Below are 11380 nucleotides of genomic sequence, written 5' to 3'. Positions count from 1 at the left end.
CGCAAATCCATAGATTCCTCGAATGAAAGTGGCACAAAACCCTCTCCTTGTTCAGTGAAAAGCCATTTATAAAATAATCAGCCCTCACTGAATTGACTTTTTTCATTATACACTACAGGTTTACGACTCGGTTTTACCGCCTTCGTGGATGGTCTCCTCAGATAAGGGCATACAAAAAAGAACCCCGCAGTGGCGGGGCTCTTGTCCTGGTTACTCAATATATGTAGATATCTCTACTAATTATTTTAGTATCATAACCTATTTCCGCTCCGATGCTGATAAGCATCTTATCACAGTATCATCGTTCTCCCATCACATACTCCGTATAAGCTTCCATCTCAGCCTCTGTACTCTCACCTAACAGTGTGTAATGCAGCTCACACATTTCATTTTCGTCACGACCACAGCTTATGATCTGCCCAACCTTGCCGTGAACACCCGGAGTTAGATCGAGCGCAATATAATTGCCTGACCCATCAGCAGCGAACGGAATCCAGCCGGGGCTCCAAGTTACTTCTTGAATATATTCTTTCTGGTAAGAGATCGTATCGAATTCATATTCCTCTGCAATCTCTAATTGACCTTTCATCTCATACAGTATATCTTGCAGGGACATCCAGTAGAAACCAAGCATCAATAGATGCTCTCCTGACTTCTCACCATTGTGCAGAGCATATAACATCTTGAAGCTCTCAGGCAGTATGTATCCCGCAACTGTTTCGATTGGTTTGAAGTCCTCCTCATATGCTCCATCAGCCATGAATTCTAGAGGTACTCGCTTCGATAGTTCTGACAAAAATTGCTCTGTATTCAACACCGTTGTTCACTCCTATTGATGAATAAATGTTACAGATGAATACTTTCAGTTGTTATAATTGTACAGGATCGAGTTTCTAAAAGTCTGCATGCCTTCGATCACATTTGCACCAAATTAAGAGATTACCTGTTCACACTTGAGGATGAAGAGAATGAAAATCAGGATGTACGGTTTTTGAATTTTAGAGACACACTATTTAAAACAGGTATGGATGCCTTGGAAGTACTAACTCACTCCAACTTTTTTACTGAAGTTTTGGATAGAAGAATTATTGTTTTATTTACTGTAATGGACAACGAGTTTGAAAACGATCATTACTTGCAGATTGTAAAACGATTGAACAACGAAGATACAGTGAACGAATATGCGAAATGGCTGGAAGAATGGTGTGATTGATATCTCATACAACGTCTAAAATGTATAGTCCGTATTTATGGACGGTGTTATGTATGTTTGAGCACTCAAAATTAAAGAACTTTTTTGTCATGTTACGTATCACAAATGCAGGTGTGCTTCGATATCGTCTACGGTATAGTTCATGATGCCTATCGGTTCGAACAGCACAATTCGAAGTAGACGTTTTCCGTTCCGGTGAACCACTCCGTTTTCTACGAAGGCATTTTTTCAGCAAAAGTTCGATTATATGAACACATGTTCGGAAGGAGTTGGTCGTTATTTGGCGAATATTCGGGTATTAAGAAGGATTGTGTCGTAACTAACGGGATTCTGTAGGAAGAGTAGCATATTTTATGTAGGTCTTCAGTCAGACCTCAGGAGTGTTCACTGGTAGCTGGGTTTCCCAAATTTATTGCTTCCAAGCTCAAAGCTGCTCCCAATCGGGGCGGCTTATTATTTCCTTTTCTACCAAAGGAAGTCCCGACGATGTGCAGTCTCACCCGAACATGAAGGAGAAATCAAAGTGCAGGATAATTTTTTCTATTCCAGAAAAGCAACGCTCTCTTTAAAAATCTCTGAATTTGAAATTCCGCCAATGCAGGATTTATTAATCATCGGGAAAAAAGCGCCGATTGGTCCGGAAGCGGTAAAGCGAATGGCACAGGCACTCTCACCGGAACAATTTTCAATCATTAAGTTGGAGCATGCCAAGATTGAAGCGATATTAATTCGAGATTCTCTTCTCCAAATGTTGGATGAACGCGTGTTGATGCAAATCATTCTGGAAGAAGCGGATCGGTCGATCAGCGACAACATGGTTCTTCGTTCCGAGTTGAAAATATCGATATCCGTTCAGCGGGAGGTGGAGTTGTAATGAAGGTGGCAGATTTCATGTCAACCCCGGTTTATACAGTTTCATCAGAACGAAGTGTCCAGCACGTTTCCGACATGATGAATGAACTTAAAATCGGCTCGCTGATCGTCATAGAATATGGAAAAATGGTAGGAATCATTACGTCTCGGGATATCCGTTCTTCCCATCCCAATCGGATTGTGGCGGACGCTATGACCCCTAACCCGGTCAGCATTTTGCCTGACGATTTTGCTTGGGATGCTTTGGTAACAATGGAACAACATCATATTGAACGCCTGCCTGTCATCCATGAAGAGCAAGTCGTCGGAATCGTGACCCGAGAAACGCTTCAAATCAAACTGAATCAAATCGTAGATCCGTTAACTGGTTTGTACCGCGCACCCTATATCCAACAAATCGGTGAGGATTTGCTGAATCAACGCCAAAGCTTCCATCTGCTCTTTATCGATCTCGATAACTACGGCGAAATTAACAAATTGTACGGACATCCAGTAGGGGACGATATTCTTATCGAGTATTCCAATCGCCTGCGGGCGGCAACAGATGAAAGGGATTATCTATGTAGATATGCGGGAGATGAATTTGTTGTAATTACATGCCGCAATGAGAACGATGCGACGCGTTTAGGGCATGCGATATCCCAACCCACCACCATTCTAAACGTTAAGGTATCCGCATCGGTCGGAATTGCAAACGACAATCTCATTTCTGACTTTTTTACGCAATCTTTTCGAGAGCTAATAAGCAAGGCAAGCCTTTTATCAACTGCCCTGAAACAGAGTTCCCCATATGATACGGTCTTTATTGATTCATAGAATCAGTTGATGTAGCTGATTCCCAAATGCTCCTTCGCCTGGTCATAGCTTCACTCCATATTGTATACCCCGATGATGCAAGTCGATGATCGAGTTGGTGCGGTGAAACTGGTAAGACGGCCGGTTATATTGCCGGTTCAAGTATATTGTAGTGCTAAGGGGGTATGCCGCCACCTCCGTCAGAATTTGCTTGTTCAACATGAATGCCCGTTAGCTTAGCAAAACAGGGCAGTGCCGCGATGGCTTGCCCTGTTATCATTGATTGAACTATTGTTTCCCGTTAATTGAACCATTCAGTTTTGTTGAATTTCTCGTGTTCAAGGGCTCCGTAAAGGCGTTTGTAATAACATCGCGTAGAAGTAGGCGATTATTTCTCTGGTTATTCAAACAGAATTTCTCTTCTGTGTCTTTAAAGCATCCCTATCACCTTCCATAAATTCACTCCATGATGATCAATCAAGCAGCGTAACCGGGCCAACGAGTTGAAGCGTGAGTTCCGCCAGGAAGTTGCCAAGAAAGTAGTGGTAAGTGATCTAACCTATGTGAAGATCAAAAATAGATGGCACTACATTTGTGTCTTTGTTGATCTCTTTAACCGCGAACTAATTGGTTTCAGTACAGGTCGAAACAAAGACTCCGGGCTTGTGGCTCGGGCATTTGCCTCCATTACAGGTGATCTGCGTGATATCCAACTTTGCGTTCAATATTAGCCGCTCACTCAGCATGAAGGGCTGCCCGTATGACAATGCCGTTGCTGAAGCCACGTTCAAAATTATAAAAACCGAATTAATGATTGACCTTTGATAGTCTAGAGCAGCTTACTCTTGTCAGCACATAGATCGGGGTTCGATTCCCCGTAGAACCGCCAGATCACATTCCTCCTGTTGACCATCCGAAAGGGTGGTCTTTTTCCGTCCAATACATTGAAGCTAAAGAAGTAGAAGAGCCAAAACAAGGAGAATGCTGCAATAAAGAAAATAAAGAAATTTGCTGCCCAACGCAAATAGTCGTTTTTAAAAAGAGGATGCTATGCCCACAATGGAGCAACATTAGCATCCTCAACAAATTACTAGCTCACTTTGAATCTTGCTGTTTCTTCGAAGTTCTTTCTGTAGTATTTTGTGTTTTCTATGGTTTCGCCCAATGAATAACCAATACCAAGCAGGGCTTCCACACTAACATTTAAAGATGAATTGTATCCCTTTGTAGTTGCTACAACAGAAGTTCCACTTGCTCTTAAAACCAGATTATGCTCGTCCTCAAGTACAGGATTCACAAAATCCTTTTCGATTGTATAACCCCCTGACGTTGCTGCCTTCAAATACGCAGTGTCTTTGTATACCTCTACAATTCTTCGGCCAGCAGCACCACCAAACATGATTCTTTCTTGTTTGGTGTCTACACCATATTCGGCCTTTACGCCTTTGCCCAAGTCAATTGTTTTAGACATTCTCGAATAATAGAATGTTTGGTCAGCGAATGACTGATTTTTTTGTTCCTCTTCTTTTCGTACTTGTTCAATAGTCCGGTTTGTCGCTTTAGCTAAATCTGCGTAGAACTCTTCCTTAGTCAATGTTTCTATTTTGTATTCTTCTTTCCGTGACGGCGGTCTGACGATTCAACATTTTTCGTATCTTCCGTTACGGCGGCTTTCACGAATCCGATTGTCTTTTGCTCATTTTCATTTATCGTTCAGGTTATGATGTTACATACAAACACAAGCACGATGACGACCAATCCAAAAGAGATAATACCTGCAACCTTAGCAGGGTGAGTTAGTTTGTAGCTGTTAAACGGAGTTATTCGATTTACAATGAACCCAAACAAAAAGGTACCTAGTAATAGGATAAGACCACTTAAAATCATATTATCCATTGAATTAGCAAAACCCCAGACATGATCAATAAACAGAACCCATAGATAACCTAAAAAGGCATGTATAAAGATTGAAAGCGCCCATTCTTTATTTTTCATAAACATCCCGTGCCCCTCGGCCTCCTCATAGTAAGTTCCGTCCTGACATTCCCAATCGCCAGGCGTCACTGTATCTCAAATATAAACAAAACAGGCACACAGAAATGACAATTGGTACCAGCCAATATTTTCTCTCGGAATAAGATTGATATTGCTCGTTGGAGTGGTGACGCGCCCGCTCAATCTTATCAATCTTCCGCAGCAGGAACCAGCAAATATACAGCGCGGGGATGGACGCTGCTCCTAGTAGACCACAGCTCCACCAGCCGATATGGATTGTTGTGAAAGAGGGCGAACAAGGCGGAGCTCATCGCCGCGGCGAACCATTTCCCCTTTTGTTCGTATCCGGTCAATAGCACCCCTCTGAACAACAGTTCCTCACATATCGGCGGAATTACGCCAATCGCTACAATGAGCAAAGCTAGAGATATGATGTCGGTTGCGATCGGATAAATCGATACCTGATACGTTCTCCCAAGAGCTGCTGATACGATTTCGGTCGCTTGATGAATAAACAACATGAAAATCTGACTGATCTATCTATTGATGATATAAAGAGCATCTTCATAAGTAATAATATACCATGTATGGAGTTATTTAGCAAGATCATAGATTCATAAAATTTTCACTTGATTTCTTAAAAATTATCTTGTCTTTGCCTCACTCCTTCTCTGAAACTCAAAAAGATACATGTCTAGCTCTTGGCTCAATCTAACAACAGTTGCGTCTGTAAAGCTCTTTTTTTCATTGGCTGCTTTTATTAATTGGTGTCGGATACTTTCGATTCTTTCAAGTAAATAATCATGTTTTACATAGCAAAAATAAAATAGTTCTATTGTTGGAACACCCTTTCGTATTTTATCAGCTTAAATGGTGGGCACCCACTCTTTACAATTATTATACTATGAGTCGTATAAATCCCATTAAATTGAATTACAGGAAACGAAGGGACCGGAGGGAACAAAAATAACAAAAAAAAAGAGTACCTAATCGGTACTCTTACCATGGATGAATGCCTTCATTATTTCCCAAAAACGCTACGCTCGAAGTTACCACAACGACTGCCGAAAAAACGATACTGCTGTATAGCTTTGCTATGAAGCGCTTCACACCAATCCCTCCAATTTATTTTCTTTAGCTGCACTGCGTTCATAATACGCCTTCAGTTTTTCCAGTGTGGGTACGGCCATGGCAGTGCTTTGTTGCAGATGGCTGCACACGATTTGGTTGATGCATTCTTTTTCCTGAACCGTATCATTCACTCTTGAGAAATGAAACGCGCCTTCTAGGTATTCGTTTACTCCCTTATCGAGTTCGCCCACGATAACAAAGTATGCAGCTCGATGATAATAATATTCAGCTAACTGTGAAATGGTGATAGGATTATTAGTGCTGATGGACTCCGTGTATATAGGGTAGGCAATCAACTGTCTGGCCTCATCTAATCGGTTTTCTTGCAAATAGATTTGTATTAACTGATTGCTTGCCGGTAGAGTGGCATCCTGGGTACACGTTTTTAGAAATGATGTAAGTTTTGCGACAGCGCCATCGGTGCTCCCCTTTTTCGCATCGAGCGCTGCCTCCATTAGTACGGAGTTAGCCCTGATGTGAGGGTAGTCATATTGAATATAGAGGCGTGAGTAGTATTCCGACTTATCGTAGTCCTCAATGCGAAAATAAGAATCTCGCAATATCCCGAGCGCATTGATGTAATACCAGTTATTCGGAGCCGCTTCCCCAAGAACACGGAGACAGAGATCAATGCTTTGCGGGTACAAGAATAAATTGAATGCATGTACAGCCAATTTGTAATACAAAGTGATTCTCTCTTCACTGGTTAAAAAATCAACGAATTGAACGATATGTTTACCACTGTCGTAAACGTCCCGGAGCCGGGAAAAGTCGTCTCGCTCGATAAGATACACCTGGAATAACCCCTTAGACAAAAAAGGCATGATTCCATGGTCGCGAGAATAGTCAATGATGACTCGATACAGGGCTAATTTAATCTCCTTATTTTCCACACTGTCCGTGAAGTCATAGAGCCGTTCAACCAAGGCATGACTATCGTCACTAGGCGATTCCAAAAATTTCCTACCTACTTTTTTCACCAGATCAGCATTACCCGAATGCTGAATCACGTCATGCAATACGAAAAGGAGGGTGTCTGCCCTTTTGTCAACGGTTATGTGCAGTTCGACCAAAGTCTCTAGGGGTATTTCCAAGGTGTCTACAAGCGGACGGATGGTCATATATTCCGGCCTTTTAACGTCCCCGTTTTCGATTTTTGATATCGTACCTTTATGTAAGCCTGTCAATTCAGCTAATTGCGATAAAGTCATGTCCCTATTCTGTCTGTAGCGTTGTATTAATTCCCCAATGGACAATACTTGTGCCACCCTATACGCACCTTCTCCCTATTTCAATAATTGACCACCTATATTTTACCATGTCTGATGCGAAATATAAACATTTATCAACAAATTAACCATTTTGCGCAAAGGTTATGCAAAATAAAAAAGGACAGATACCTTAAAAGGTATTCCGTCCTTTGTGCAATCTGCTCATAGTTTGCCTGTACGGCGATCAAGCCTTAGCAGCTTGTTGGCGTATTTGTATATCGTCTTGGACTCTTTGGTGAGCAGTGGACCCAAGATGGCCAGAATCAAGACATACAACGCCGCAAACGGTTGAATGATCTGAAGCAGACCGCCGGCAAGCCCGATATTTGCCATGATGATAGAGAACTCTCCGCGCGATACAATGGTCAGGCCGATGTTGGTGGATGCTTTGGGGGACAGCCCAGCGTACCTGCCTGCAAGCAGTCCGGCGGAATAATTGCCGAACAGGGTAATAAGAACGGCACCCAAGGCAAGCCAGACGGCGCCTCCGAGTGTAAACGGATCGATTGTGAGGCCAAAACTGAAGAAAAATAAGGCGCCAAAGAAATCCCGGAACGGTATTATAAAGTGCTCGATCCGTTTTAGGTGTTCCGTTTCCGCAAGCACCAGACCAACAAGCAGCGCTCCGATTGCCTCTGCGACATGAATCGTCTCCGAGAATCCCGCTGTGACGAACAGAAAGCCGAAAATGACAAGCAGAAACAACTCATTGGAGCGCATATTCAACACCCGGTTAAGGAGTGGAACCGCCTTTCGGCCGATAATGAGAAAGGCGAGCATAAAACCGAGCGCGTATAGGGCAGATAGCAGGACGCCGCCAAGCGAAGTGGAGCCGCTTAGTACAAGGCCGGACAGAATGGAAATGTATACGGCAAGGAAAACATCCTCGAACATAATGATCCCGAGGATCATCTCCGTCTCCGGATTGGCCGTTCGTTTCAAGTCAACCAGAACCTTGGCCGCAATGGCACTGGATGAGATCGTTGTGATGCCGGCCATGACAAGCGTTTCCTCGATTGGGAATCCCAGGGCCAAAGGATAAATAACGCCAAGGGTAAAATTGATGACAATGTAAATTGTGCCGCCGACGGCGATCGAACGTCCGGATTTGATCAGTCTCCCGATGGAAAATTCTAGTCCCAGATAGAACAGCAAGAACAGGACACCCAGTCGACCGAGAAATTCGATGAACGGCGCGCTCTCGATAAAACGGAAATCAAATACACCGATCTTGGGCGCATGCGGTCCGACTGCCATGCCGATCAAGATGTAGAAAGGGATTACGGAAAATCTAAGCTTGGTTGAAAAAATGCCTACAACGGCTATGAGCAGTACCGCAAGTCCGATTTCGAGAACGAGATGATCCATACTACTCCCCCCCGGTTAAGAGCAATCTTTTCAATGCACTGATGTGGGGGCGTTCCCCGGCTACGACTAGGATGGAATCTGGTTTAAGCACATAATCGGGTCCCGGATTGATGCTTTTACTATCTTTTTCAACCACGGCAATGATCGTGGTTTCCGTGCTCTGCCGAACATCCAATTCACCAATGGTCCTGCCGATGCACTTCGCAGCTGGATTTATTTTGTACCATTCAATCGTAAGGTCTTCCAATACGACTTCGGCGGTCTCCAGTGCCTTAGGTTTATAGGTCATGCCGCCGACAATGGCCGCGATTTGACGTGACTCGTCGTCATCCAGCGTTACCATTGAGATGCTGTCGTCCGAGTCTTCATATTCGAAGTGATACATCTCTCTTCGACCGTCGTCATGCACGATGATGACGAGCTTGTCTCCTCCACGTGTCGTAACCTGATATTTGTGGCCGATACCCGGCAAGTCAATTTCTCTAATATTCATGGATGTATTCTCCCTTAAACCGTAAATAGGCATGCGACAATAGCCAGTAATGTGTTTGACAAAGTTTTACCAGATTATTGGCTGCTTATACACAGAGAGCATGAAATTAGTTGATCGGGATAAGCAACAAGCGTCTCAGACAAGGCGTCAATTAGCAGCATCGTCAATACGGCCACGATTATGCTTACATTGGCGGAGTTAATCTCTTTATCAATTCCGATTTAAACAATTTTGCAGGATAACTTAATTCTCTATTTTTATGAAGAATTAACCCATGCATGGAATAGCTATCCGGACTGATGGGGAGCACTTTAAAATGGCCTTCGTCGAGTTCTTTTTTTACACCGATTTCTGGGACCAACGCAAAACCAATTCCACATGTAACGGATTCCTTAATCATTTCAAGACTCGGAAGTTCAAGCGCATCCTTTACATAAATCCCGGCCTCCTGCAACACTTTGCTAGCATGTGTATGGTACAAGCAAATGGTTCCGAAGCTGATCATTACTTCTCTGCTTAATCGATTCAGACCTTCAGTCTCTACTTCCTTCATCAAGGCATTTGATGCGATAAATATTAACTTTTCTTCAACCAATGGATAAAATAAAATGTCATTGCGCTGCGGATCACGCGGCACGATTCCAAAATCTATCGCATGTTCAAGCACTTGATTTAATATATCTTGATGGAAGCCTGATTCAACCCGCAATTTCACTTCTGGGTATTCCGCAACAAAATGCTTCATAATTGAAGAGATTCGTGTCAAAAAGAAGGATTCTTGCATACGAAGGTAAACCGTGCCTCGGGGTTGTTCTATCTCATTCATAGCTTCTTCGATAGAAGCCCCCAAATGAACAAATTGATACGCAAATTTCACGAGTTTTTCACCAGCATCTGTAGGTTTTACGCCCCGTGACAATCGATGGAACAATTTCTGCTTGCACGCTTGCTCCAAAAACTGGATATGCGTTGTCACTGTGGATTGAACATACCCCAGTTTATCCGCGGCCCGGCTAAAACTTTTCTCTTCCATCACTGCAATAAAGGTTTTAAAGAATCTTCCTTCCAATAGCTCAATCACAAGAACTTCCCCCTCCTGATATCATGAAATGAAATAGATCGTATCGCTTTATATCATAACTACGATATCTGATACCATGCTATCATAATTTATGTAATAACGTAAGAAATAGATTCGAAAATTCGATATCAAAGCAGGAGGAATTTTTATGAGTAAAAAGCAAGGTTTTAGACTGGGAATCTATATTTTCAAAGATGCTGAAATCATTGATTATGCAGCGCCTCACGGAGTATTCTCTGTCGCACGGAGGTTGGATCCTGAACTGGATGCATTTCTTGTCGCTGATTCTTTAAGACCAGTCCAGACACAAGCTGGGTTCACTGTGCATCCCAATTACAGCTTCAATGAAATGCCGGATATGGATGCATTTCTGATTCCTGGAGGTTTCGGAACTCGCCAGGAAACATATAATAAACGATTGCATCAGTTTATTGTATCTCTGCCGGAAACAACTTTACTAACCAGCGTTTGCACGGGATCTTGGATATATGGACAAATGGGGCTTTTGGATGGTCTTCCCGCTACTAGCAGGAAAGAACCGGATCGGCTGGAAGCATCCAATATGGGAAAGGTGCCGATAGATCGCCTTGCCGAAATCGCACCCGCTTGTACGATCAGCAGAGCCCGAATTGTTGATACCGGCAGAATGATTACTGGAGCCGGTATCGCATCCGGCATGGAAATGGGGTTCCATTTGTTGAGACGTGCCGGTTATGATGACACCTTCATCGCGGATGTAGCTAGGGTGATGGAGTATTCAGCAGCGTACAACATTTACAAAGATGATATAGAGTATTTCACTCAAGTTGGAAAATAAAAGAGACAAGAGCCGTCCGAGATGTGAAGTGCTCCCTGTCAAGTAGACAGTGTAAAAAACAAAAATCGTTGGTTTATTTTCCTCAGCTCGGTTTAACAGAGCTGAGGTTTTTTCATTATGCAGCTCGTCGGTATTCGTTAGGTGACAAGCCACCCAAACACTCTGTATAGCGGTAGTTGTTATAATAGCGAATGTATTCGTTAACATCTTTGAGGACATCTTCATAGGTATCATACTTTGTAAGATAATAGCTTTCTGATTTGTAAGTGCCCCAAAAACGTTCAATAGGTTGGTTGTCCAAGCAGCGGCTCACACGAGACATGCTTTTCATAAATCCGTATTT

The 11380-nt window shown here is 43.0% G+C and carries 14 protein-coding genes and 1 pseudogene; 5 read left to right on the top strand and 10 right to left on the bottom strand.

Going from position 1 to position 11380, the window contains the following annotated elements; all coding sequences use genetic code 11:
* Window positions 1-298: 298 nt before the first annotated feature.
* A complete protein-coding gene (locus tag M3650_RS18615; RefSeq protein WP_251576876.1) occupies window positions 299-817 on the bottom strand; it encodes an SMI1/KNR4 family protein in 519 nt (172 codons plus the stop codon).
* Between the two features lie 39 nt (window positions 818-856).
* Here M3650_RS18615 and M3650_RS18610 point away from each other — a divergent pair, with 39 nt between their 5' ends.
* From M3650_RS18610 to M3650_RS18595, 4 genes and pseudogenes are all read left to right on the top strand, one after another.
* The gene (locus tag M3650_RS18610) at window positions 857-1213 is read left to right on the top strand and encodes a DUF4303 domain-containing protein (RefSeq protein ID WP_311295106.1); all 357 of its coding nucleotides are present in this window, start codon (window positions 857-859) and stop codon (window positions 1211-1213) included.
* A gap of 523 nt (window positions 1214-1736) precedes the next feature.
* Window positions 1737-2087: a hypothetical protein gene (locus M3650_RS18605; protein WP_233699592.1), complete on the top strand. Its 351-nt coding sequence runs from the start codon at window positions 1737-1739 to the stop codon at window positions 2085-2087.
* Between the two features lie 17 nt (window positions 2088-2104).
* Window positions 2105-2902, top strand: coding sequence for a GGDEF domain-containing protein (locus tag M3650_RS18600; protein ID WP_251576875.1), 798 nt, complete (start codon window positions 2105-2107; stop codon window positions 2900-2902).
* Between the two features lie 476 nt (window positions 2903-3378).
* Window positions 3379-3694: pseudogene (locus M3650_RS18595) on the top strand (IS3 family transposase); the annotation flags it as partial.
* 277 nt (window positions 3695-3971) lie between these two features.
* On the opposite strand, the gene M3650_RS18590 reads toward M3650_RS18595, so the two are convergent.
* The 8 genes from M3650_RS18590 to M3650_RS18555 all read right to left on the bottom strand — a co-directional run bounded on the left by M3650_RS18590 (window position 3972) and on the right by M3650_RS18555 (window position 10220).
* A complete protein-coding gene (locus tag M3650_RS18590) occupies window positions 3972-4475 on the bottom strand; it encodes a hypothetical protein (RefSeq protein ID WP_251576874.1) in 504 nt (167 codons plus the stop codon).
* A 119-nt stretch (window positions 4476-4594) separates the two neighbouring features.
* Window positions 4595-4876: a hypothetical protein gene (locus M3650_RS18585; protein WP_251576873.1), complete on the bottom strand. Its 282-nt coding sequence runs from the start codon at window positions 4874-4876 to the stop codon at window positions 4595-4597.
* Between the two features lie 188 nt (window positions 4877-5064).
* Window positions 5065-5397, bottom strand: a complete 333-nt coding sequence (locus M3650_RS18580) for a CPBP family glutamic-type intramembrane protease (protein ID WP_251576872.1) — start codon at window positions 5395-5397, stop codon at window positions 5065-5067.
* Window positions 5398-5520: 123 nt separating this feature from the next.
* Window positions 5521-5661 carry an aspartyl-phosphate phosphatase Spo0E family protein gene (locus M3650_RS18575; RefSeq protein WP_311295105.1) on the bottom strand — a complete coding sequence of 47 codons (141 nt, stop codon included), beginning with the start codon at window positions 5659-5661 and terminating at the stop codon, window positions 5521-5523.
* A gap of 321 nt (window positions 5662-5982) precedes the next feature.
* The gene (locus M3650_RS18570) at window positions 5983-7275 is read right to left on the bottom strand and encodes a helix-turn-helix domain-containing protein (RefSeq protein ID WP_251576871.1); all 1293 of its coding nucleotides are present in this window, start codon (window positions 7273-7275) and stop codon (window positions 5983-5985) included.
* A gap of 165 nt (window positions 7276-7440) precedes the next feature.
* Complete coding sequence (locus tag M3650_RS18565; RefSeq protein WP_251576870.1) at window positions 7441-8646, bottom strand: cation:proton antiporter; 1206 nt, start codon at window positions 8644-8646, stop codon at window positions 7441-7443.
* A 1-nt stretch (window position 8647) separates the two neighbouring features.
* On the bottom strand, window positions 8648-9139 hold the full coding sequence (locus M3650_RS18560; RefSeq protein WP_019423094.1) for a cation:proton antiporter regulatory subunit: 492 nt from the start codon (window positions 9137-9139) through the stop codon (window positions 8648-8650).
* A gap of 184 nt (window positions 9140-9323) precedes the next feature.
* The gene (locus M3650_RS18555; RefSeq protein WP_251576869.1) at window positions 9324-10220 is read right to left on the bottom strand and encodes a LysR family transcriptional regulator; all 897 of its coding nucleotides are present in this window, start codon (window positions 10218-10220) and stop codon (window positions 9324-9326) included.
* 148 nt (window positions 10221-10368) lie between these two features.
* Here M3650_RS18555 and M3650_RS18550 point away from each other — a divergent pair, with 148 nt between their 5' ends.
* Window positions 10369-11037: a DJ-1/PfpI family protein gene (locus M3650_RS18550; protein ID WP_251576868.1), complete on the top strand. Its 669-nt coding sequence runs from the start codon at window positions 10369-10371 to the stop codon at window positions 11035-11037.
* A 115-nt stretch (window positions 11038-11152) separates the two neighbouring features.
* On the opposite strand, the gene M3650_RS32660 is transcribed toward M3650_RS18550, so the two are convergent.
* Window positions 11153-11359, bottom strand: coding sequence for an IS3 family transposase (locus M3650_RS32660; RefSeq protein WP_369011132.1), 207 nt, complete (start codon window positions 11357-11359; stop codon window positions 11153-11155).
* Window positions 11360-11380 lie beyond the last annotated feature (21 nt).

This window comes from Paenibacillus sp. MER TA 81-3 (assembly GCF_023713585.1).
Classification (GTDB): domain Bacteria; phylum Bacillota; class Bacilli; order Paenibacillales; family Paenibacillaceae; genus Paenibacillus_B; species Paenibacillus_B profundus.
This window is presented reverse-complemented; position numbering and strand designations above follow the sequence as displayed.

Bases quoted from the DNA above. Each gene is read 5' to 3' on its own strand.
- M3650_RS18550 (WP_251576868.1), top strand. From the start codon at position 10,369: ATGAGTAAAAAGCAAGGTTTTAGACTGGGAATCTATATTTTCAAAGAT.
- M3650_RS18560 (WP_019423094.1), bottom strand. From the start codon at position 9,139: ATGAATATTAGAGAAATTGACTTGCCGGGTATCGGCCACAAATATCAG.
- M3650_RS32660 (WP_369011132.1), bottom strand. From the start codon at position 11,359: ATGTCTCGTGTGAGCCGCTGCTTGGACAACCAACCTATTGAACGTTTT.
- M3650_RS18565 (WP_251576870.1), bottom strand. From the start codon at position 8,646: ATGGATCATCTCGTTCTCGAAATCGGACTTGCGGTACTGCTCATAGCC.
- M3650_RS18585 (WP_251576873.1), bottom strand. From the start codon at position 4,876: ATGAAAAATAAAGAATGGGCGCTTTCAATCTTTATACATGCCTTTTTA.
- M3650_RS18580 (WP_251576872.1), bottom strand. From the start codon at position 5,397: ATGTTGTTTATTCATCAAGCGACCGAAATCGTATCAGCAGCTCTTGGG.
- M3650_RS18600 (WP_251576875.1), top strand. From the start codon at position 2,105: ATGTCAACCCCGGTTTATACAGTTTCATCAGAACGAAGTGTCCAGCAC.